The sequence below is a fragment of the Acidovorax sp. JHL-9 genome (assembly GCF_000426205.1).
GTDB lineage: Bacteria > Pseudomonadota > Gammaproteobacteria > Burkholderiales > Burkholderiaceae_C > Acidovorax > Acidovorax soli.
The window spans coordinates 1-20,925 of the sequence record NZ_AUEX01000035.1; the positions used below are offsets into that span (position 1 = coordinate 1).

The following is a 20,925-nucleotide window of genomic DNA, read 5'->3' on the forward strand; positions in this document are numbered from 1 at the left end:
ACTTCGAGTGCGCTGAACCGATAGGACATTCACCAGCGACTCCCATCAGGGACCGTGGCTGGCGCCACAGAAAGTCCGGATATACGGGTGCAATCTTTACTGTCTTGACTTCAGTGAGTGAGGGCTTGGCTTATTCGGGGCGTCCATATAAGGCTCTTACGGCCAACTGGGCTTCAAACCGTCCGTTGCGCCCGCACATAGCCGGCAACCACGTCCAGCAGCTGGTCCAGGTGCTGCTGCGGCCGATGAGATGGATGAATTCGGGCGCGCAGGTGGTACCGTCGCGGTCGCCCAGCACTGCCTGGTGGAAAAAGACCTGGCGGCCGGCCGTATTGCCATTGCAGTGCGCAACCTGTGGTGATCGACCGTGGCTACTATCTGTGCCAGCCAGCCAGCGGGCCGGGCCGCCCCGGCCGCGTTGCAGGATTTTCGGCTGTGGCTGCTGGCACAGGCCCAACCAGGGTATGCATGGCCCCCGTGCGGCAGCAAGGCGAACGCAGCGAAACGGCCCCGAGACCCCGCCCCTACGCGCGCCAGCCGCGCACCAGCACCCATTGGCAACTGGCACAGGCCAGCACCAGCGCCGCATAGGTGAGCATCTTGCCGTCGCGGCCCAGCACCACCAGCCCGGCCACCAGCACAGCACAGCCAACCACGAAATTAATAGCTATCTGCGCCCGCCACATGAACATCGGCTGGCCTTTGGGCCGTATCCACCGTCCACCCAGCACCAGCAGCAGGGCCAGCGCCGCAGCGGGTGCCATGAAATTCACAGCGTGGTAAAGCGCGTCCAGAGGACCCATAGAACATGACCCAGATCAAGGCTTGAGCAGACACGGTGCCCGGTGCTGCGAACAATTTTATAATCGACGCTTATGGCAGTCTGGGCCCTCGGCATCAACCACACCACCGCGCCGCTCGACCTGCGCGGCCGGTTTGCGTTTGCGCTCGATCAGATCACACCCACGCTACAGGGCCTGCGCCAGTCGCTGGGCCAGAGCAGCCGCCACCCAGGCGTTGAAACCGCCATCATTTCCACCTGCAACCGCACCGAGATCTATTGCGCGGGCGAGCAGGCTGCCATGGACCACACACTGGGCTGGCTGGCGCAAAGCGGCGGCGTGAGCCCTGCGCTGCTGCGCTCGCACTCCTACACCCTCGAAGACAGCTTGGTGGCGCGCCACGCCTTTCGCGTGGCCAGCGGGCTCGACTCGATGGTGCTGGGCGAGGCCCAGATCCTGGGCCAGATGAAAAACGCCGTGCGCGCCGCCGAAACCGCCGGCGCCCTGGGCACCACGCTCAACCAGCTGTTCCAGCGCAGCTTTGCCGTAGCCAAAGAGGTGCGCACCAGCACCGAAATCGGCGCGCACAGCATCAGCATGGCCGCCGCCGCCGTGCGGCTGGCGGGCCAGCTGTTTGAAGACCTGTCCAAGATCCGCGTGCTGTTTGTCGGCGCGGGCGAAATGATCGAGCTGGCGGCCACGCACTTCGCCGCGCGCAACCCCCAATCGATTGCCATCGCCAACCGCACGCTGGAGCGCGGCGAGAAGCTGGCCACCCGTTTTGGCGGCGAGGTGATGCGACTGTCGGACCTGCCCGAGCGGCTGCACGAGTTCGACGCCATCATCAGCTGCACCGCCAGCACCCTGCCCATCATCGGCCTGGGCGCCGTGGAGCGTGCCCTTAAGAAGCGCCGCCACCGCCCCATGTTCATGGTCGACCTGGCCGTGCCGCGCGACATCGAGCCCGAGGTCAAGGCCCTGGGCGACGTGTACCTCTACACCGTGGACGACCTGGCCAGCGTGGTGCAGACCGCCCAGGCCAATCGGCAGGCGGCTGTAGCGCAAGCCGAGGCCATCATCGATGCCGGCGTGCAAAGCTTCATGCACTGGATGGAGCTGCGCAGCCCCATCGGACAGGTCGGCGGCGTAGTACCCCTGATCCAGCAGATCAACGCCCAGACCGACGAGTGGCGTACCCTGGAGATCGCCCGTGCCAAGAAGCTGCTGGCCAAGGGCGAGGATGTCGATGCCGTGCTGGAGGCCCTGTCGCGCGGCCTGGCCCAGAAGATGCTGCACGGCACCATGGCCGAGCTGCGGGCCGGCGACGCCGACATGCGCGCACAAACCGCGCAGACCGTCTCGCGCCTGTTCCTGCGCTCGCAAAGCAAGACCAGGCTGTAGCGGCGCCCGCCTGCTCCGAATTTCAAGCCAGATCAGCCCTGACGCCCGATCGACAGGCGCATTAAGCTACACATTCAGTAGCATTCACTTCCTCCTCGCATGAAACCCTTTCTCCGAAGCCAGCTGGAACGCTATGCACAGCGTCTGGGCGAACTGGACTTTCTGCTCTCGCGCGAGGACATCATGGCCGACATGGCGCAGTACCGCGCCATCTCGCGTGAGCACGCCGAGGTCACACAGATTGCGGGCCGCTATGCCCGCTACCAGCAACGCGAGGCCGACCTGGAGGGCGCGCGCGAGATGCTGGCCGACCCCGACATGGCCGAGATGGCGCAGGAAGAAATCACCTCCGCCGAGACCGAGCTGCTGCAGCTCGAAGACGAACTGCAGCGCCTGCTGCTGCCCAAGGACCCCGACGACGCACGCAATGCGTTTGTGGAAATCCGCGCGGGCACGGGCGGCGACGAATCGGCCCTGTTTGCCGGCGACCTGACGCGCATGTACACGCGCTACGCCGACCGCGTGGGCTGGAAAGTCGAAGTGGTCAGCGAGAACGCGGCCGAGCTGGGCGGCTACAAGGAAATCGTGCTGCGCATCGAAGGCGACCATGTGTATGGCGCCCTCAAGTTCGAGTCCGGCGGCCACCGCGTGCAGCGCGTGCCCGCCACCGAAACGCAAGGACGCATCCACACCAGCGCCTGCACCGTGGCCGTGATGCCCGAGCCCGACGAGACCGAGGCCATCCAGCTCAACCCGGCAGATCTGCGCATCGACACCTTCCGCGCGTCGGGTGCGGGCGGGCAGCACATCAACAAGACCGACTCGGCCGTGCGCGTGGTGCACTTGCCCACCGGCATCGTGGCCGAATGCCAGGACGGGCGCAGCCAGCACAGCAACAAGGCCAAGGCGCTGCAGGTGCTGCAGGCGCGCATCCAAGAAAAAGAACGCAGCGAACGCGCCGCCAAGGAGGCCGCGCTGCGCAAGGGCCTGATCGGCAGCGGCGACCGCAGCGACCGCATCCGCACCTACAACTTCCCGCAGGGGCGCCTGACCGACCACCGCATCAACCTCACGCTCTACAAGCTGCAGTACGTGATGGACGGCGACCTGGCCGACGTACTGCAGGCCCTGGCCCACGCACGCGAGGCCGAACAGCTCGAAGAGCTGGAGATGGGCGCCACGGGCTGACGCTCTTCCACCAATATTCGAATCAGACGGACCTCTGGCGCTCATTCACCAGGCGCCAACAGCTATCAAAACAAGAGTGACCGACACAACCTCCACCCTGGCGCAGGCACTGGACCAGGCCCGCACCCTGGGCCTGGAACGCATCGATGCCCAACTGTTGCTGCTGCACGCCCTGGCCCGCCCCGACGCCGGCCGCGCCTGGCTGCTGGCGCACGACACCGACGCCCTGGACCCCGCGGTGCACGCGCAGTTCCTGGCCCTGTGCCAGCGCCGCACCGCAGGCGAGCCCGTGGCCTACCTCACGGGTCGCAAGGAGTTTTACGGCCTGCCCCTGCAGGTGGACGCCCGCGTGCTCGACCCACGCCCCGATACCGAAACGCTGGTGGACTGGGCCCTGGAAGTGATCACCCGCCTGCCCGCCCCGAGCGTGCTGGACCTGGGCACCGGCAGCGGCGCCATTGCGCTGGCCCTGCAACACCAGTGCCCCACGACCCAGGTGCTGGCGGTGGATGCCAGCGCCGATGCACTGGCCGTGGCACAGGCCAATGCGCAGCGGCTGGCACTGCCCGTGCGGTTCCTGCAGGGCCACTGGCTGGCTGCAGTGCAAGGCCGGTTCGAGGCCATCGTTTCCAACCCGCCCTACATTGCTGCCGCCGACCCGCACCTGGCCGCGCTGACGCACGAGCCCCTGCAGGCCCTGGCCAGCGGTGCCGACGGCCTGGACGACATTCGCACCATCATCGCCCAGGCCCCGGCGCACCTGCAGCCAGGCGGCTGGCTGCTGCTGGAGCATGGCCATGACCAGGCCGGCGCCGTCAGAGCGCTGCTGCAGGCGCAGGGTTTTGCACAGGTGCAAAGCCGCAATGACCTCGCCGGCATCGCGCGTTGCACCGGCGGGCAGTGGCCAACAGTGAAATAATCCCCCCATTGCGGGCCTGCGCCCGTCAGCCCCTTCAAGGAGAACCCCCATGAGCGACACCCAACAACGCATCGACGCCCTCGTGAAGTCCAACGACATCCTGCTGTTCATGAAAGGCAATGCCAGCTTTCCGATGTGCGGCTTCTCGGGCCGCGCCATCCAGATCCTCAAGGCCTGCGGCGTGGACACCAAGGCGCTGACCACCGTCAACGTGCTGGAAGACGAGGAAATCCGCCAGGGCATCAAGGAATACAGCAACTGGCCCACCATTCCCCAGCTGTATGTGAAGGGCGAGTTCATCGGTGGCTCGGACATCATGATGGAGATGTACGAGTCGGGCGAGCTCAAGCAGGTGCTGGGCACCGAGGGCTGACAGCCCGCCGGGCCCTACCGCCCGCCCATCCTGCGCTGCAAGGCCGCCCCCGGGCGGCCTTTTGCATGATGGCAGCCACCGGTGCCGCACCGCAGGGGCCGCGCACGCGCGCCGCTACACTCACAGAGCCCCGTGGCAGCGCCGCCCGGAGTTGCCCGTTGTCCACCACCATGACCCTGACCCAAAGCCTGCTCGTCATAGGCCTGCTCATCGCGGCCAGTGCCTTCTTTTCGATGGCCGAGATTTCGCTGGCTGCAGCGCGCCGGCTGCGCCTGCGCCAGATGGCGGACGAGGGCGATGCCCGCGCCGACCGGGTGCTGCGCCTGCAAGAGCAACCGGGCGACTATTTCACCGTGGTGCAGGTGGGCCAGAACGCGGTGGCCATCCTGGGGGGCATTGTGGGCGAAGGCGCACTGAGCCCGCATTTCACGGCATTGCTCGGGCTCTGGTTGTCAGAGGGCAGCGCGCAGAACATCGGTTTTCTGGTGTCGTTCGTGGCCATCACCTCGCTGTTCATCCTGTTTTCCGACCTGTTCCCCAAACGCCTGGGCATGGCCGATCCAGAAAACACCGTGGTGCGGCTGGCGCAGCCCATGGTGTTTCTGATGACCTTGCTGCGCCCGCTCGTATGGTTCTACAGCAAGGGCGCAGATGCCCTGTTTCGCCTGCTGGGCATGTCCTCGCTGCGGGACGACCGCATCACCTCCGACGACATCCTGGCGATGATGGAAGCCGGCGCGCGCGCGGGCGTGCTGGCTGCGCGCGAGCAGCAGGTCATCACCAACGTGTTCGAGCTCGACACGCGCACGGTGTCCAGTGCCATGTCCCCGCGCGACCGTGTGGCGTTCTTCCTGCGCGATGAGCCCGACGCCGTCATCCGCCTGCGCATCGCGGCCGAGCCCTTCTCGACCTACCCGGTATGCGAGGGCGACATCGACCATGTGGTGGGTTACGTGGACGCCAAGGACCTGTTCCAGCGCGTGCTGAACAACCAGCCGATCTCGCTGGCCGACGACAGCCTGGTGCGCAAGGTGCTCATCGTGCCCGACCGGCTCACCCTGTCCGAGGTGCTGGAGCAGTTCCGCCAGGTGCACGAGGACTTTGCCGTGATCGTCAACGAATACAGCCTGGTGGTCGGCGTGGTCACGCTGAACGACGTGATGAGCACCGTGATGGGCGATCTGGTGGGCCCGGCCGATGAAGAGCTGATCGTGCGTCGCGACGAAAACTCGTGGCTCATCGATGGCGTCACCCCGGTGGAAGACGTGCTGCACGCGCTGGGTCTCGATGAACTGCCGCACAGCGACGAATACAAAACCCTGGCCGGCTTTCTGATGGTGATGCTGCGCCGCGTCCCCCGGCGCACCGACAGCGTGGTCTGGGGCGGCTACAAGTTCGAGGTGCTGGACGTGGACAGCTTCCGCATCGACCAGGTGATGGTGTCACGCCTGACGCCTGCGCCGGCAGGCAGTGGCAGCGCTGCGCCCCCTGCAGAGCCGGCGGCACCCTAGATCTTGCGCGCCGCTCCGCCCTGGTGCATCAGGCCGCTGCGGGGTTTTCGTTGAACAGCCAGTTGCGCTGCGCCCCAAACACGGCATCAGGATAGGGCGAGCGCCCCCGGCTGCCGTTGTAGCGCCCCAGCGCCATGAACAGGTCGCCCCGTTCGCGATCAATGTAGTGGCGCAGGATGACGCAGCCAAAGCGCAGGTTGGTCTGCATGTGAAACAGCTTGCCCGGATCGCCGTCGCCGATCACGCGCGTCCAGAACGGCATGACCTGCATGTAGCCCCGCGCACCCACGCTGGACACGGCAAACTTGCGAAAGGCGCTCTCTACCTGGATGAGCCCCAAGACCAGCGAGACATCCAAGCCCGCACGTTTGGACTCGTACCACACGGTCTGCAGAAAATCGCGACGCACTTCCCACTCGGGTTTGCGACGGCGCAGACGGTCGCTCATGGTGGCCAGCCAGCGCAGGTAGTGCAGCCGGGACTCGGTGGTGAAAAACTCCGGCTCGGGCGGCGCGTAGTTGCCCACGGCCGAGGTCAGCGCCGTGCGCACCGAATCCATCAATGGCTCTTCCAGCTGCCCGCCTGCGTGGGCCTGCGCCGGTGCCACCAGCCATGCAGCCGGCGCGGCCAGCGAAACCAGGCAGGCACGGCGGGACACGCCGTTCAGGGCGGATGCGCTGGCAGGCCGGTCTCGCTCACTCGTCATACGGCCATACGCCCCTTCACATGGGCCAGAATGTCGGCGACCGCCACCTTGGTGGCAGCCGCATCACGGCGGTGCTGGTACTCAACCACGCCGTCTTTGAGGCTCTTGTCGCCAATGGTCACGCGGTGCGGCACACCAATCAGTTCCCAATCGGCAAACATGGCACCCGGGCGCTCGCCACGATCGTCCAGGATCACGTCGACGCCGGCGGCCAGCAGACCGGCATAAAGCTGCTCGGCCGTGGCCTTGACGGCTTCGCTGCGGTCCATGCCCACCGGGCAGACCACCACGGTGAACGGCGCAATGGCGTCGGGCCAGATGATGCCGCGCTCGTCATGGTTCTGCTCGATGGCGGCGGCAGGCAGGCGCGTGACACCAATGCCGTAGCAGCCCATCTCCAGCGGCTGGGGCTTGCCGGTTTCGTCCAGGAAGGTCGCATTCATGGCCCGGCTGTACTTGGTTCCCAGGTAGAACACATGGCCCACCTCGATGCCACGCTCAATCGCCAGCTCCCCCTTGCCGTCGGGCGAGCGGTCGCCCGCCACCACGTTGCGCAGGTCGGCCACAGCATCCGGCTCGGGCAGGTCGCGGCCCCAGTTCACGCCGGTGATGTGGAAGTCGGGCGCATTGGCGCCGCAGATCCAGTCGGCCATCAGGGCGACTTCGCGATCCACCACGATCTTCAAAGGCTTTTTCAGGCCGATGGGCCCCAGATAGCCCGGCTTGCAGCCAAAGTGTTCGTCGATTTCACCCAGCGTGGCAAAGCGGAAGCCCGCCAGGCCGGGCACCTTGCCGACCTTGATCTCGTTCATGTCATGGTCGCCGCGCAGCAGCAGCAGCCAGACCTGGCTTTTGATGATCTCGCCCGCCTCGTTGGTCTCGTCGGTGGCCAGAACCAGCGACTTGACGGTGGTACTCAATGGCACGCCCAGCAGCTGTGCCACATCGGCACAGGTGGCCTTGCCGGGGGTGGCGGTCTTTTCCATCGCCTTGGCGGGTGCGGGACGCGGACCCGCGGGCGCCAGGGCCTCGGCCTTTTCCATGTTGGCAGCGTAGTCGCTCCCCGGGCAATAGACGATGGCGTCCTCGCCCGTGGCGGCGATCACCTGGAACTCTTCGGAGAGGTCGCCACCAATGGCGCCGCTGTCGGCGGCCACGGCGCGGTAGGTCAGGCCGAAACGGTCAAAGATGCGGCGGTAGGCCTGCGCCATGACCTGGTAGCTGGCCTTGGCGGCCGCCTGGTCCTTGTCAAAGCTGTAGGCGTCTTTCATGGTGAATTCGCGGCCGCGCATGAGGCCGAAACGCGGACGGCGCTCGTCGCGGAACTTGGTCTGGATCTGGTAGAAGTTCTTCGGCAACTGCTTGTAACTCTTGATCTCCTGGCGCGCAATGTCCGTGATCACTTCTTCGCTCGTAGGCTGCACCACAAAGTCGCGGCCATGGCGGTCCTGGATGCGCAGCAACTCGGGGCCCATCTTGTCAAACCGCCCCGTCTCCTGCCACAACTCTGCCGGCTGCACCACGGGCATGGTCAGTTCCACGGCACCGGCACGGTTCATTTCCTCGCGCACGATGGCCTCGACCTTGCGAATCACCCGAAGGCCCATGGGCATGTAGTTGTAGATGCCTGCGCCCAGCTTCTTGATCAGACCTGCCCGCATCATGAGCTTGTGGCTGACCACTTCAGCGTCGGCCGGGGCTTCCTTGAGGGTGGAAATGAAGAATTGGGAGGCTTTCATCGGGATCGGCTTCGGGCGGAACAGAATGGTCCACTTGCCGCACAGTAGGCGCCGTGCATAATGGACACAGTTTAAAAATTGGGGTTTGATTATGCTTGACCGGGACGGCTTTCGGCCGAACGTCGGCATCATCCTGCTCAACCAGAAGAACCAGGTGTTCTGGGGCAAACGCATTCGCACCCACAGCTGGCAGTTTCCGCAAGGTGGCATCGACCGGGGCGAAACCCCCGAGCAGGCCATGTTCCGGGAGCTGCACGAAGAGGTGGGACTGCATCCCAACCATGTGCGCTTGGTCGCACGAACACGGGACTGGTTGCGCTATGAGGTGCCTGACCGGTACATCCGGCGCGACGCGCGCGGACATTACAAGGGCCAGAAACAAATCTGGTATCTGCTGCAGCTCGTGGGCCATGATTGGGATCTGAACCTGCGGGCCACCGATCACCCCGAGTTCGATGCCTGGCGCTGGCACGACTATTGGGTTCCGCTGGATGTGGTGGTCGAATTCAAGCGGGGCGTCTATGAGATGGCCCTGACCGAGCTGGCCCGTTACCTTCCACGCCACGAGCAGCGCAACCGGTATCTGCGCAGCGGCATGCGCGCGCGCGACACGGAGCCGCAAGGCAGCCCCATGCACCGTGCGGGCTCCCTGCTGTTGAATCCAGGGGTGGAACTGCCTCCGGGCGCAAGTTTTGACCCGGATCCGCAAAACAGTGCGCCGGCAGAACTGGAAGCCCTGCCGCCCCCCAAGCTGGTACCGCGACCGGTCTAGGGAGACTGCCAGAAAGAGCCCGTCGGCATGCAGGGCCTGCCGAAAGGCCTGATGGCGGCCTCCCCTGCGGCAAGCTGACCCAGGCCCCCTGGGTCAACAGGGAACCATCAGCCTGTGGTGAGCACCAGGTTGTCGCGGTGCACCATTTCCGACTCGGCGACATAACCGAGCAGCTTTTCAAACTCGGAGGATGGCTTGCGGCACAAGAGCCGGGCCTCCGCACTGGCGTAGTTGGCCAGCCCGCGTGCGATCTCCCGCCCCGACGGATCACGCACGGCAATCACTTCGCCACGCGAGAAATCTCCCTCCACCGCCGTCATGCCGATGGGCAGCAAGCTCTTGCCCTCATCGCGCAGCTTGGCTGCCGCACCGGCATCGACCACAACGGCGCCCCGCATCTGCAGGTGATCGGCCATCCACTGCTTGCGGGCCTGCTTTTTGGCCGTCTGGGCCACCAGCAAGGTGCCCAGCGCCTCGCCATGCACCAGACGCAGCAGCACGTTTTCTTCCCGCCCCCACGCAATCACGGTGGAAGCCCCGGATCCCGCCGCCCGCTTGGCGGCCAGGATTTTGGTGATCATCCCACCTTTGCCAATGCTGGAGCCCGCCCCGCCGGCCATGGCTTCCAGGGCCGGATCACCCGCCTGGGCTTCGTGCACGAACTGCGCGGCCGGGTCTTTGCGCGGATCGGCCGTATAAAGACCTTTCTGGTCCGTGAGAATCACCAGCGCATCCGCCTCCACCAGATTGGCGACCAGCGCACCGAGGGTGTCGTTGTCGCCGAACTTGATTTCGTCATTGACCACGGTGTCGTTTTCGTTGATCACCGGCACCACCCCCAGGCGCAGCAGGGTCAGCAGGGTCGAACGCGCATTGAGATAGCGCTCACGGTCTGCGAGATCGGCGTGCGTGAGCAGCACCTGCGCACTGCCCATGCCCTGCTCGCGCAGCTTGGTCTCGTACATCTGCGCCAGCCCCATCTGTCCCACAGCGGCGGCGGCCTGCAGCTCGTGGACTTCCTGGGGGCGCACCGTCCAGCCCAGGCGCTTCATGCCCTCAGCGATCGCGCCGCTGGACACCATCACCACCTCGCGGTGCGCGCCGCCCTCTCCGCGCACCAGGGCCGCCAGCTGGCGGCTCCACTCGCCGATGGCGGCTTCATCCAGGCCACGCCCCTCGTTGGTAACGAGACTGGAACCCACTTTCACCACAATGCGGCGGGCATCGCGCAATACGCTGGCAACCATTTTTTGAGCAATCTTTACCACAAGCGCTTATGTGTAAAGCGCCAGCAGCTATTATAAATATAGCAAAATAGACAACACGGACAGCACATCCTGTCAGACGGGGGCATCTCCAGCAAACCGTGGATCCACTTCCTCCGGCTCGTTTTCGATGCGCTGTTCCGACTGCACATGGCGGAAGATGGCATGGATCAGTGGCTCGCAGCCTTCGCGTGTCAGCGCAGAGATCTCGAACACCGGCCCTTTCCACTTGAATCGCTTCACAAAATCTTTGACGCGGGCCTCCCGCTCATCGGCGGGCACCATGTCGAGCTTGTTCAGCACCAGCCAGCGTGGCTTGTCATAGAGCTGCTGGTCGTATTTCTTCAGTTCGTTGACGATGGCCTTGGCCTGGGCCACAGGATCCACTGCGTCGTCAAAGGGCGCCAGATCCACAATGTGCAGCAGCAGGCGGGTGCGCTGGAGGTGGCGCAAGAACTGGTGGCCCAGCCCCGCCCCTTCCGAGGCCCCCTCGATCAGACCAGGAATATCGGCCACCACAAAGCTCTGCTCGGGGCCCACGCGCACCACCCCCAGATTCGGGTGCAAGGTGGTGAAGGGGTAGTCGGCGATCTTGGGGCGCGCATTGGAAACCGCCGTGATGAAGGTGGACTTGCCCGCGTTCGGCATGCCCAACAGGCCCACGTCGGCAAGCACCTTCAGCTCGAGTTTCAGGTTTTTCTTCTCGCCCGGCCATCCGGGCGTCTTCTGGCGTGGCGCCCGGTTGATGGCGCTTTTGAAACGCATGTTGCCAAAGCCGCCATCACCGCCCTTGGCGATGGTGATGACTTCGCCGGGATTGAGCAGCTCATAGAGCACCTCGCCCGTTTCCGCGTCGGTGATGATGGTGCCCACAGGCATCTTCAGGGTGATGTCAGAGCCCGCCGCGCCAAACATGTCGGAGCCCATGCCGTGCTCGCCCCGCTTGGCTTCATAGCGGCGCGAATAACGGAAATCCACCAGCGTATTGAGATTGGGGTCGGCCACTGCAAACACATGCCCCCCGCGCCCTCCATCGCCCCCATTGGGACCGCCGAATTCCTTGTATTTTTCGTGCCGGAACGACACGCAGCCATTGCCGCCATCACCGGCAGCAATGTCAATATAGGCTTCATCGACGAACTTCATGGGGTATCCAGTTTACAAAAGAGCGCCAGCCAGGAAGCGAACCCTCCGGAAAGCACAAAGCCCCGTCCATGCGGGGCACGCGGGCCAGCACCATAGCACCGGCCAGCGCCTTAAACAACAAAGCCCCGACAGGGCGGGGCTTCGATTGCTGCCAGAGGAATCAACCTCAGGCGGGAGTCACATTGACCGTGTGCTTGGACAGCGCACCCTTGGTGCCAAACGACACATGGCCGTCCACCAGGGCAAACAAGGTGTGGTCCTTGCCCACGCCGACATTGCTGCCGGGGTGAAAGCGCGTACCGCGCTGGCGCACGATGATGGAGCCAGCGCTGATCAGTTCACCACCGAACGCCTTGACACCCAGCATCTTTGGCTTGGAATCGCGCCCGTTTCGCGTAGAGCCGCCGCCTTTTTTCTGTGCCATGACTAGCTCCTTCGATTAAGCAGCAATCGCACCGATTTGCAGTTCGGTGAACTGCTGGCGATGGCCTTGGCGTTTTTGATAGTGCTTGCGACGGCGCATCTTGAAGATGTGCACTTTGTCGTGCTTGCCGTGGGCCACGACAGTGGCTTTCACGGTTGCGCCGGACACCAGGGGAGTACCCACCTTCAGTTCAGCGCCGTTGCCGACAGCCAGAACCTGGTCGATCACAATTTCCTGGCCTACGTCCGCAGCAATCTGTTCTACTTTAATTTTTTCGCCGGAAGCAACGCGATACTGCTTGCCGCCGGTTTTTATGACCGCGTACATGTTGACCTCTTGATATGAGTTCTGCAGACGGATTTCCGCAGAGCCAAAAATTATACCACCAAGCACAAAAACAGCCAACCCCCGTGCGCACCGAACTGCCACGGCATTGGCAATGACCTGCCCCTGTGCGGTCCTTCCTATAATTCGCAGCACTTTCTGCGTGCCACTTCATCTTGACATCCCCCCTCACCCCCACCGCCACATCACCGCTGACGATCATCAACGACGACATGCGCGAAGTGGACCACGTCATAGCCCAGCGCTTGACATCCGGCGTGCCCCTGGTGGCGCAAATCTCCCAGTACATCATCGCCGCCGGAGGCAAGCGGCTGCGCCCGGCACTGCTGCTGCTGATATGCGGCGCTCTCGGCTATCGGCAGCACCACCGCTTCAGCATGGCCGCCGTAGTCGAACTGATCCATACGGCCACGCTGCTGCACGACGACGTCGTGGATGCATCCACCCTGCGCAGAGGGCGCGCCACAGCCAACCAGACCTTCGGCAACCCTGCGAGCGTGTTGGTGGGCGATTTTCTGCATTCACGTTCATTCCAGATGATGGTGGAGACGGGCAAGATGCGCGTCATGGAAGTGCTGTCCGAAGCCACCAATGTGATTGCCGAAGGTGAGGTATTGCAGTTGATGAACATGCACGATGCCTCCCTGGATGAGGCAGGTTACCTGCAGGTCATCCGCTCCAAGACCGCCAAGCTGTTTGAAGCCAGCGCGCGGCTGGGCGCCATTCTTGCCGAAAGCCCCCCCGAAATCGAAGAGGCCTGCGCAATCTATGGACAGGCCCTTGGCACGGCGTTCCAGATCATCGACGATGTACTGGACTATGACGGTGACACCCTGGAAATGGGAAAAAACCTTGGCGATGACCTGCGCGAAGGAAAGTCCACCCTGCCCCTCATCGTGGCCATGCAACGAGGCACCCCCGAACAGGCGGCTGTCGTGCGGCACGCCATTGAAGAGGGCTCCACCGACCGCCTTGACGATGTGGTGGCCATTGTGCGAACCACCGGAGCCCTGGAAGCAGCACGCACAGCAGCCTTCGCTGAAGCCCGTCGCGCAATGACTGCTGCCGAGCAACTGCCGAAGGGAGACTATTCAGCGAGCTTGCTACAATTGGCAGCGCAATTGCTTGAGCGCCGCGCCTGAATTCTGCCGAATCCAGCAGAATTTGTAATCAGCGGTGTCAATGCGCGGGGTGTAGCTTAGCCTGGTAGAGCGCTACGTTCGGGACGTAGAGGCCGGAGGTTCGAATCCTCTCACCCCGACCATTTTCCGCACCAATCAAGCGGCACTCCCCCACTGTGGCAATCCTGCCAATTCGGCAGCGCTGTACAGGGCACGAGTGTTCGGGGATGATAGGATGGTTTTTTTCACCACTAATTGCCCGGGTTAAATGGCCGTTGTCGATACCGCCCAGAAAGAAGCCTCCTCAGTAGCTCTCCCGGGATTGGGTCGCGCACTGATGTCTGCGGGAAAGCTGACACAAAAATCAGCCGAGGAAATTTACAAAAAGTCACAAATAAACCGCACCAGCTTTATCGCTGAACTGACCGGCTCTGGCGTTGTTTCGGCTGCGGATTTGGCACATACCGTTTCGGCTGTTTTTGGCGCTCCATTGCTCGACCTGGACGCCATAGACCCCCTGCGCCTTCCCAAAGACCTCCTGGATGCAAAGATTTGCACCGCCTATCGGGTGGTTGTTCTCAGCAAACGAAACAACCGACTGATCGTTGCCACGGCGGACCCCACAGATCAAGAGGCCGCCGAGAAAATCAAATTCACCACCCAAATGGGGGTGGACTGGATTATTGCAGAATACGACAAATTAAACCGCCTGGTTGAAATCAGCACCAAATCCACGGGTGAAGCCATGGATACGCTGATCAGCGCCGGGAGCGATTTTGAATTTGATGATGTGGCAGTGGAAGAGGCCACTGAGAGCGCTGATGCGGCAACCGAAGTTGAAGATGCTCCCATCGTCAAGTTTCTCCACAAGATGCTGCTGGACGCATTCAACATGCGGGCGTCCGATCTGCATTTCGAACCCTACGAGCACCAATACCGGGTACGTTTTCGCATTGACGGTGAATTGCGTGAAATCGCGTCGCCTCCCACGGCCATCAAGGACAAGCTGGCCTCCCGGATCAAGGTGATTTCCCGCCTCGACATTTCTGAAAAGCGGGTGCCCCAGGATGGGCGCATGAAACTGAAGGTGGGGCCAGACCGGGTCATCGATTTCCGCGTCAGCACCTTGCCTACCCTGTTTGGCGAGAAAATCGTGATCCGTATTCTCGATCCCAGTAGCGCAAAACTAGGGATCGATGCACTCGGCTATGAGGCGGCGGAGAAGGAACGCCTGTTGACAGCGATTGGGCGTCCTTACGGCATGATTTTGGTCACAGGCCCCACGGGGTCGGGCAAGACCGTTTCGCTCTATACATGCTTGAATCTGCTCAACAAGCCCGGCGTCAATATCGCCACGGCCGAAGACCCCTCCGAAATCAACCTTCCCGGGGTCAACCAGGTCAACGTGAACGAAAAGGCGGGACTCACTTTTGCCGTCGCCCTCAAGTCTTTTCTGCGCCAAGACCCTGACATTATCATGGTGGGTGAAATTCGGGATCTGGAGACCGCCGATATTTCCATCAAGGCAGCTCAGACAGGGCACTTGGTACTGTCGACCTTGCATACCAATGACGCCCCCACCACGCTGACGCGCATGCGCAACATGGGGATTGCCCCCTTTAACATTGCCTCCAGCGTCATACTGATCACCGCCCAGCGCCTGGCGCGTCGGCTTTGCCCTATTTGCAAGACACCTGCTGATATTCCACATGAGGCACTCGTGGATGCAGGCTACCCCGAGCATGAACTCGATGGCTCATGGGTCACCTATCGCCCCGTTGGCTGCTCTGCCTGTAACAATGGATACAAGGGCCGTCTGGGGATTTATCAGGTGATGCCGATTTCTGAAGAGATTCAGCGCATTATCCTGCGCGACGGCAGCGCGCTCGAAATTGCGGAACAGGCCAAGCAGGAGGGTGTGCGCTCCCTGCGCGAAGCCGGGCTGCATAAAGCAAAGTTAGGTCTTACTTCCCTGGAAGAAGTGCTGGCAGTGACCAACGAATAATTCAAGAACGAGGGAGCATCATGGCAACCGCAGTATCCAAACGCGAAATCAAGGACTTTGTCTTTGAGTGGGAAGGCAAAGACCGCAACGGAAAGACTGTCCGGGGAGAAACTCGCGCAGTTGGTGAAAATCAGGTGCAGGCCATGCTGCGGCGGCAAGGTGTTTTCCCCACCAAGATCAAGAAGCGCCGGATGCGCTCTGGCAAGAAGATCAAGCCCAAAGATATTGCACTGTTCACCCGCCAGCTCGCCACCATGATGAAGGCCGGAGTGCCTTTGCTGCAGGCATTCGACATCGTGGGACGAGGCAACACCAATGCCAGTGTGACCAAGTTGCTCAACGATGTGCGTTCGGACATCGAGACCGGCACCTCCCTGAATGGCGCATTTCGCAAATACCCCATGTATTTCGACAGCCTGTATTGCAACCTGGTCGAAGCGGGCGAGGCAGCGGGCATTCTGGAAGCGCTTCTCGATCGCCTGGCGCTTTATATGGAGAAGACCGAAGCCATCAAATCCAAGATCAAATCGGCACTGATGTACCCGATCTCGGTGGTGATCGTGGCATTTGTGGTGGTCACCGTGATCATGATTTTTGTGATTCCGGCTTTTAAGGAAGTATTCACCTCGTTCGGTGCTGATTTGCCTGCCCCAACCCTGTTCGTCATGGCGATCAGCGAAGTATTCGTCAAGTGGTGGTGGCTGATTTTCGGTGTACTGGGTGGAGGTTTTTACTTTTTCATGCAGGCCTGGCGCCGGAATGAGAAAGTCCAGATGTTCATGGACCGCCTGATGCTGCGCATGCCCGTTTTTGGTGAGCTGGTTGAAAAGTCCTGCGTGGCCCGCTGGACCCGTACCCTCTCGACCATGTTTGCTGCGGGCGTGCCCTTGGTGGAAGCTCTCGATTCCGTGGGGGGTGCAGCCGGCAACTCGGTCTACTCCATGGCGACCGACAAGATTCAGCAAGAAGTTTCTACCGGAACGAGCCTGACAGCAGCCATGGGCAATGCCAATATTTTTCCGTCCATGGTGCTGCAGATGTGCGCCATTGGGGAAGAGTCAGGGTCCATTGACCACATGCTGGGCAAGGCGGCCGACTTCTATGAAGCGGAAGTGGATGACATGGTGGCCGGACTGTCCAGCCTGATGGAACCCATCATCATCGTGTTTCTGGGCACGCTGATTGGGGGCATCGTGGTGTCGATGTATCTGCCGATCTTCAAGCTGGGTCAGGTCGTTTGATCGTGGAAATCTTGGCAGAACCCGCCATTGCGGGCCTTGTGGGTCTGCTGCTGGGCAGCTTTCTCAATGTGGTGATTCACCGCTTGCCCCAGATGATGGAACGTCAATGGGCGCAGGAGCACGCGGCATTCGCGGCCGGCACGGATGCCCCAGCAACGCCAGGCACCGAGGCGGCCTTCAATCTGTGCACGCCCCGCTCGCGTTGTCCGGCCTGCGGGCATGTGGTGCAGTGGTATGAAAACATCCCGGTGCTGAGCTATCTTTTACTGCGGGGTCGCTGCTCTGCGTGCAAGGTGCGCATCAGCGCACGCTACCCCCTGGTGGAGATCCTGACCGGTGTGCTGTTCGCATTCTGCGCCCACCGCTGGGGCCTCACTGCCACAGGTCTGGCATGGGCCGGTTTTTCCGCCGCCATGGTGGCGCTGGCGTTCATCGACTGGGATACCACCCTGCTGCCTGACGACATCACCCTGCCCCTGCTGTGGGCTGGTTTGATCGCGTCGGCCATGCACTGGATCGACGTTCCCCTGCTGGCGTCCGTGACGGGTGCCGCTGCGGGCTACCTCTCCCTGTGGCTGGTGTACTGGGCCTTCAAGCTGGCCACCGGCAAGGAAGGCATGGGATATGGCGACTTCAAGCTCTTTGCCGCCCTGGGCGCCTGGTTCGGCTGGCAGGCCCTGGTTCCCATCATTTTGATGTCTTCCGTGATCGGGGCACTGACAGGGATCGGCCTCAAGATATTCAACAACCTGCGTGAAGGCGGTTATGTTCCTTTCGGCCCCTTCCTCGTAGGTGCCGGCCTGACGGCCATGGTGTTCGGGCCCCAGGCCATTTTGCAAACGGTGCTGAACCTGTTCGGGTTGTGACCATGCAGCGGCCAGTGCATGTGGGCCTGACCGGGGGCATTGGCAGCGGCAAAAGCACGCTGGGGCAGATGCTGCAGTCCTGCGGGGCAGCGCTGATGGATGCGGATGCCATCGCCCGCTCGGTTACCGCATCCGGGGGAGCTGCCATTGCCGACATCCGGGCGGCCTTCGGGCCGGATGCCATCGATGCCACTGGCGCCATGGACCGCGCCCGCATGCGCGCACTGGCCTTTTCCAGCCCCCAGGCACGCGCCCAGCTCGAAGCCATCGTGCATCCCTGGGTGACCCGGCTGAGCGAGCAGCAAGCCCGGGACGCCACGGCCGCCGGACATCGCGCCATCGTCTTCGACATCCCCCTGCTGGTGGAATCGGGCCGCTGGGTGCGCAAGCTCGACGCCGTGGTGGTGGTGGATTGCAGCACCGAAACGCAGATCCACCGTGTCATGGCGCGCAATGGGCTGCAGCGCGCGGCAGTACAGGCCATTCTGGATACGCAGGCATCCCGCCAGGCCCGCCGGGCCGCAGCCGATGCCATCGTTGTGAACGATGGCATTTCGCTGGAGGCACTGCGCGGCCATGCAATGCAGCTTGCTCGCCTGTTCGGGCTATGATGATGCGTTGGAGCCTGTTTGTGCTGCCTTTCCATGCCGTGCGCCACCGGCGTCAGAACATCCACTGAGCCCCCAGGAATCCGCCAGCGTGATCCTTTACGAATACCCTTTCAACGAACGCATCAGAACCTACCTGCGACTGGAACAGTTGTTTCGCAGGCTGGGTGAATTGATTCCCCGCCAGCACCCGCTGGACCACCACTTTGCCCTGGTCACCATCTTCGAAATCATGGACGTGGCGGCGCGTGCCGACCTGAAATCCGACGTTCTCAAAGATATCGACAAACACAAGCACCAGCTCGACAGCTACCGGGGCAATCCCTCCATTTCCGAGGCGGCACTGGATGCGGTGGTCGCTCAGCTGGACCACTGCTTCACATCGCTGAACCAGCAAACCGGCAAGGCAGGCCATGCCCTGACCGAAAACGACTGGCTGATGAGCATCCGCAGCCGCGTGGGCATCCCTGGCGGCACCTGCGGGTTTGATCTGCCGGCCTACTACACCTGGCAACACAAAGAAGTGGCGGTGCGCCAGCAGGCACTGGAGCAATGGGCCTCCACCCTTGCACCGCTGGCCGAGTCGATTTACGTGCTGCTCAAGCTGTTGCGGGACTCGGGGGTGCCACAAAAGGTGGCCGCCGAGCGTGGCCAGTTCCAGCAAAACCTTCCGCAGGGCCGCACATTCCAGCTGCTGCGCCTGCGCATCGACCCCGCACTGGAGATGATCCCGGAGATCAGCGGCAACCGCCTCATTGTGTCGGTGCGCCTGATGCGGCAGGAACCCGATGGACACCTGCAATCGTCCACCGACGATGCCGCGTTCGAGCTCACGCTCTGCGCCTGAAGGAGACCTGCCAATGGCAACCCAACTTCCGCCGGGTGAAGTCACCCGCCATGTCACCTGCCCCCAGTGCGGCGGCGGCAGCATCTACAGCACGCAAAACCCCTTCCGGCCCTTTTGCAGCGAGCGCTGCAAGCAGATGGACCTGGGCGCCTGGGCCAGCGAGGACTTCCGCATGCCGACCGAAGCGCCGCCTGACGACGCACCGTATGGCGATCCCCGCCTGCAGCACTGAGGGCTATCGACTGCATACAGCGCTGAAGTAACAGAAAAATCAGGCGCTAGCGCTTATTCACCATGCGCTTGAAGCTATTTATTTAATAGCAATCCAAAGAAAACTTCTGACCCCGCTCTTCGGCCAGCCATTGCAGTACCGGGTACGCACCGGGCAACACCGGCGCCACGGTCAGTGGCATCTGCTGCCAGGCCATGGTCTGGCCTTCGCGCATCTCGAATGCACCCGACCACTCCCGCACCTTGCACCAATGCAGGCGCACCAGGGCGTGCGGGTAGTCGTGCTCGGTCACCTTCCAGATGCTGGCGGGGCCGATGGTCACGCCGAGCTCTTCGATCAGTTCGCGGCGCAGCGCCTGCTCCACCGTCTCGCCCGCCTCCAGCTTGCCGCCCGGAAACTCCCAATAGCCCGCATAGGGCTTGCCGGGCGGGCGTGTGGACAGGAGCATCGCGCCATCTGCCCGCAGCAGGATGCCCACGGCCACCTCGGTGTGCGCGCGGTCGGCAGCACCGGCCGCATCAGGATGAACCGTATCAGCCACCGTGCCGCCCCGCATAGTCGCGCGCAAACTGGTAGGCCACGCGGCCGCTGCGCGAACCGCGCTCCAGCGCCCAGACCAGCGCCTCGGGTCGGGCCGCCGTGATGGTGGCCGCCGGCACGCCGAGCGATGCCAGCCACTGGGCCACGATGGTCAGGTATTCATCCTGGCTGAACGGATAGAAGCTCACCCACAGGCCAAAACGCTCCGACAGGGAAATCTTTTCCTCGACCGCCTCGCCAGGATGCACCTCGCCGTCGTCGGTGCGCGTGTAGGTGCGGTTTTCTGCCATGTACTCGGGCACCAGGTGGCGCCGGTTGCTGGTGGCATAGATCAGCACATTGGGCGTGGCGGCGGCCACCGAGCCATCGAGGATGGACTTGAGCGCCTTGTAGCCCGGCTCGCCATCTTCAAAACTCAGGTCATCGCAGAAGACGATGAATTTCTCGGGCCGCTCCGACACCACGTCCACGATGTCGGGCAGGTCGGTGAGGTCGGCCTTGTCCACCTCGATCAGGCGCAGACCCTGGGCCGCATAGGCATTCAGGCAGGCCTTGATCAGCGAAGACTTGCCCGTGCCCCGCGCGCCGGTCAGCAGCACGTTGTTGGCCGGTTTGCCCTGCACGAACTGCTGGGTGTTGCGCTCGATCTTTTCTTTTTGCCCGTCGATCTCCTGGAGGTCGGCCAGCTGCATGGCCGCCACATGGCGCACGGGCTCCAGGCTGCCATGGCCGCTGCTGCGCTTGCGATAGCGCCAGGCGATGGAAGCCGACCAGTCGGGCGCACCCAGAGGCTGCGGCAGCACGGACTCGATGCGGGCGATGAGCTGCTCGGCGCGCTCGATCAGGTGTTCAAATTTTTGATTCATTTTGGCATCAAGCGCTTATCCACCAAGC

22 protein-coding genes and 1 tRNA gene are annotated in these 20,925 nt (G+C 62.8%); 14 read left to right on the forward strand and 9 right to left on the reverse strand.

What is annotated here, in order from left to right; all coding sequences use genetic code 11:
- Positions 1–524: 524 nt before the first annotated feature.
- Complete coding sequence (locus K225_RS0117240) at positions 525–803, reverse strand: hypothetical protein (protein ID WP_026437544.1); 279 nt, start codon at positions 801–803, stop codon at positions 525–527.
- Between the two features lie 72 nt (positions 804–875).
- On the opposite strand from K225_RS0117240, the gene hemA reads away from it, so the two are divergent.
- From hemA to K225_RS0117265, 5 genes are all read left to right on the forward strand, one after another.
- Positions 876–2,183 carry a glutamyl-tRNA reductase gene (gene hemA / locus K225_RS0117245; protein ID WP_026437545.1) on the forward strand — a complete coding sequence of 436 codons (1,308 nt, stop codon included), beginning with the start codon at positions 876–878 and terminating at the stop codon, positions 2,181–2,183.
- A gap of 99 nt (positions 2,184–2,282) precedes the next feature.
- The gene (gene prfA / locus K225_RS0117250; RefSeq protein ID WP_026437546.1) at positions 2,283–3,371 is read left to right on the forward strand and encodes a peptide chain release factor 1; all 1,089 of its coding nucleotides are present in this window, start codon (positions 2,283–2,285) and stop codon (positions 3,369–3,371) included.
- A gap of 76 nt (positions 3,372–3,447) precedes the next feature.
- Complete coding sequence (gene prmC / locus K225_RS0117255) at positions 3,448–4,290, forward strand: peptide chain release factor N(5)-glutamine methyltransferase (protein WP_026437547.1); 843 nt, start codon at positions 3,448–3,450, stop codon at positions 4,288–4,290.
- A 49-nt stretch (positions 4,291–4,339) separates the two neighbouring features.
- Entirely contained in the window at positions 4,340–4,663 is a 324-nt protein-coding gene (gene grxD, locus K225_RS0117260) for a Grx4 family monothiol glutaredoxin (protein WP_026437548.1), read from the forward strand.
- Between the two features lie 170 nt (positions 4,664–4,833).
- Positions 4,834–6,174, forward strand: coding sequence for a hemolysin family protein (locus K225_RS0117265; protein ID WP_026437549.1), 1,341 nt, complete (start codon positions 4,834–4,836; stop codon positions 6,172–6,174).
- Positions 6,175–6,202: 28 nt separating this feature from the next.
- On the opposite strand, the gene K225_RS0117270 is transcribed toward K225_RS0117265, so the two are convergent.
- Positions 6,203–6,880 (reverse strand): lytic transglycosylase domain-containing protein, encoded by a 678-nt coding sequence (locus K225_RS0117270; protein ID WP_026437550.1) that lies wholly within the window; start codon positions 6,878–6,880, stop codon positions 6,203–6,205.
- Positions 6,877–8,619, reverse strand: coding sequence for a proline--tRNA ligase (locus tag K225_RS0117275; RefSeq protein WP_026437551.1), 1,743 nt, complete (start codon positions 8,617–8,619; stop codon positions 6,877–6,879). Before K225_RS0117275 ends, K225_RS0117270 begins: the two co-directional genes overlap by 4 nt.
- A gap of 91 nt (positions 8,620–8,710) precedes the next feature.
- Here K225_RS0117275 and K225_RS0117280 point away from each other — a divergent pair, with 91 nt between their 5' ends.
- Complete coding sequence (locus tag K225_RS0117280; protein WP_026437552.1) at positions 8,711–9,391, forward strand: RNA pyrophosphohydrolase; 681 nt, start codon at positions 8,711–8,713, stop codon at positions 9,389–9,391.
- A gap of 107 nt (positions 9,392–9,498) precedes the next feature.
- Here K225_RS0117280 and proB read toward each other — a convergent pair whose 3' ends face one another.
- From proB to rplU, 4 genes are all read right to left on the reverse strand, one after another.
- Entirely contained in the window at positions 9,499–10,638 is a 1,140-nt protein-coding gene (gene proB / locus K225_RS0117285) for a glutamate 5-kinase (RefSeq protein ID WP_026437553.1), read from the reverse strand.
- A gap of 93 nt (positions 10,639–10,731) precedes the next feature.
- A complete protein-coding gene (gene cgtA / locus K225_RS0117290; protein ID WP_026437554.1) occupies positions 10,732–11,802 on the reverse strand; it encodes an Obg family GTPase CgtA in 1,071 nt (356 codons plus the stop codon).
- Positions 11,803–11,968: 166 nt separating this feature from the next.
- Positions 11,969–12,226, reverse strand: a complete 258-nt coding sequence (rpmA, locus tag K225_RS0117295; protein WP_026437555.1) for a 50S ribosomal protein L27 — start codon at positions 12,224–12,226, stop codon at positions 11,969–11,971.
- Between the two features lie 15 nt (positions 12,227–12,241).
- Complete coding sequence (rplU, locus tag K225_RS0117300; protein WP_005794184.1) at positions 12,242–12,553, reverse strand: 50S ribosomal protein L21; 312 nt, start codon at positions 12,551–12,553, stop codon at positions 12,242–12,244.
- 230 nt (positions 12,554–12,783) lie between these two features.
- On the opposite strand from rplU, the gene K225_RS0117305 reads away from it, so the two are divergent.
- From K225_RS0117305 to K225_RS0117340, 8 genes are all read left to right on the forward strand, one after another.
- Complete coding sequence (locus K225_RS0117305; RefSeq protein ID WP_202900059.1) at positions 12,784–13,713, forward strand: polyprenyl synthetase family protein; 930 nt, start codon at positions 12,784–12,786, stop codon at positions 13,711–13,713.
- A 45-nt stretch (positions 13,714–13,758) separates the two neighbouring features.
- Positions 13,759–13,835 (forward strand) — tRNA-Pro (locus tag K225_RS0117310).
- A gap of 125 nt (positions 13,836–13,960) precedes the next feature.
- Entirely contained in the window at positions 13,961–15,697 is a 1,737-nt protein-coding gene (gene pilB, locus K225_RS0117315; RefSeq protein ID WP_026437557.1) for a type IV-A pilus assembly ATPase PilB, read from the forward strand.
- Between the two features lie 20 nt (positions 15,698–15,717).
- Positions 15,718–16,938 (forward strand): type II secretion system F family protein, encoded by a 1,221-nt coding sequence (locus tag K225_RS0117320; RefSeq protein ID WP_026437558.1) that lies wholly within the window; start codon positions 15,718–15,720, stop codon positions 16,936–16,938.
- Positions 16,935–17,804, forward strand: coding sequence for an A24 family peptidase (locus tag K225_RS0117325; RefSeq protein WP_026437559.1), 870 nt, complete (start codon positions 16,935–16,937; stop codon positions 17,802–17,804). Before K225_RS0117320 ends, K225_RS0117325 begins: the two co-directional genes overlap by 4 nt.
- A 2-nt stretch (positions 17,805–17,806) precedes the next feature.
- Positions 17,807–18,415: a dephospho-CoA kinase gene (gene coaE / locus K225_RS0117330; protein WP_026437560.1), complete on the forward strand. Its 609-nt coding sequence runs from the start codon at positions 17,807–17,809 to the stop codon at positions 18,413–18,415.
- A gap of 88 nt (positions 18,416–18,503) precedes the next feature.
- On the forward strand, positions 18,504–19,259 hold the full coding sequence (zapD, locus tag K225_RS0117335; protein WP_026437561.1) for a cell division protein ZapD: 756 nt from the start codon (positions 18,504–18,506) through the stop codon (positions 19,257–19,259).
- 13 nt (positions 19,260–19,272) lie between these two features.
- A complete protein-coding gene (locus K225_RS0117340) occupies positions 19,273–19,491 on the forward strand; it encodes a DNA gyrase inhibitor YacG (protein ID WP_026437562.1) in 219 nt (72 codons plus the stop codon).
- An 82-nt stretch (positions 19,492–19,573) separates the two neighbouring features.
- On the opposite strand, the gene K225_RS0117345 is transcribed toward K225_RS0117340, so the two are convergent.
- Together K225_RS0117345 and K225_RS0117350 are read right to left on the reverse strand one after the other, a co-directional pair.
- Positions 19,574–20,047 carry an NUDIX domain-containing protein gene (locus tag K225_RS0117345; RefSeq protein WP_026437563.1) on the reverse strand — a complete coding sequence of 158 codons (474 nt, stop codon included), beginning with the start codon at positions 20,045–20,047 and terminating at the stop codon, positions 19,574–19,576.
- Positions 20,025–20,897: an ATP-binding protein gene (locus tag K225_RS0117350; protein WP_026437564.1), complete on the reverse strand. Its 873-nt coding sequence runs from the start codon at positions 20,895–20,897 to the stop codon at positions 20,025–20,027. Before K225_RS0117350 ends, K225_RS0117345 begins: the two co-directional genes overlap by 23 nt.
- Positions 20,898–20,925 lie beyond the last annotated feature (28 nt).

Bases quoted from the DNA above. Each gene is read 5' to 3' on its own strand.
- K225_RS0117340 (WP_026437562.1), top strand. From the start codon at position 19,273: ATGGCAACCCAACTTCCGCCGGGTGAAGTCACCCGCCATGTCACCTGC.
- K225_RS0117270 (WP_026437550.1), bottom strand. From the start codon at position 6,880: ATGACGAGTGAGCGAGACCGGCCTGCCAGCGCATCCGCCCTGAACGGC.
- hemA (WP_026437545.1), top strand. From the start codon at position 876: ATGGCAGTCTGGGCCCTCGGCATCAACCACACCACCGCGCCGCTCGAC.
- cgtA (WP_026437554.1), bottom strand. From the start codon at position 11,802: ATGAAGTTCGTCGATGAAGCCTATATTGACATTGCTGCCGGTGATGGC.
- prfA (WP_026437546.1), top strand. From the start codon at position 2,283: ATGAAACCCTTTCTCCGAAGCCAGCTGGAACGCTATGCACAGCGTCTG.
- K225_RS0117345 (WP_026437563.1), bottom strand. From the start codon at position 20,047: ATGCGGGGCGGCACGGTGGCTGATACGGTTCATCCTGATGCGGCCGGT.
- coaE (WP_026437560.1), top strand. From the start codon at position 17,807: ATGCAGCGGCCAGTGCATGTGGGCCTGACCGGGGGCATTGGCAGCGGC.
- K225_RS0117280 (WP_026437552.1), top strand. From the start codon at position 8,711: ATGCTTGACCGGGACGGCTTTCGGCCGAACGTCGGCATCATCCTGCTC.
- K225_RS0117320 (WP_026437558.1), top strand. From the start codon at position 15,718: ATGGCAACCGCAGTATCCAAACGCGAAATCAAGGACTTTGTCTTTGAG.
- rplU (WP_005794184.1), bottom strand. From the start codon at position 12,553: ATGTACGCGGTCATAAAAACCGGCGGCAAGCAGTATCGCGTTGCTTCC.
- K225_RS0117275 (WP_026437551.1), bottom strand. From the start codon at position 8,619: ATGAAAGCCTCCCAATTCTTCATTTCCACCCTCAAGGAAGCCCCGGCC.
- K225_RS0117240 (WP_026437544.1), bottom strand. From the start codon at position 803: ATGGGTCCTCTGGACGCGCTTTACCACGCTGTGAATTTCATGGCACCC.
- grxD (WP_026437548.1), top strand. From the start codon at position 4,340: ATGAGCGACACCCAACAACGCATCGACGCCCTCGTGAAGTCCAACGAC.
- pilB (WP_026437557.1), top strand. From the start codon at position 13,961: ATGGCCGTTGTCGATACCGCCCAGAAAGAAGCCTCCTCAGTAGCTCTC.
- K225_RS0117350 (WP_026437564.1), bottom strand. From the start codon at position 20,897: ATGAATCAAAAATTTGAACACCTGATCGAGCGCGCCGAGCAGCTCATC.
- K225_RS0117305 (WP_202900059.1), top strand. From the start codon at position 12,784: ATGCGCGAAGTGGACCACGTCATAGCCCAGCGCTTGACATCCGGCGTG.
- rpmA (WP_026437555.1), bottom strand. From the start codon at position 12,226: ATGGCACAGAAAAAAGGCGGCGGCTCTACGCGAAACGGGCGCGATTCC.
- K225_RS0117265 (WP_026437549.1), top strand. From the start codon at position 4,834: ATGACCCTGACCCAAAGCCTGCTCGTCATAGGCCTGCTCATCGCGGCC.
- proB (WP_026437553.1), bottom strand. From the start codon at position 10,638: ATGGTTGCCAGCGTATTGCGCGATGCCCGCCGCATTGTGGTGAAAGTG.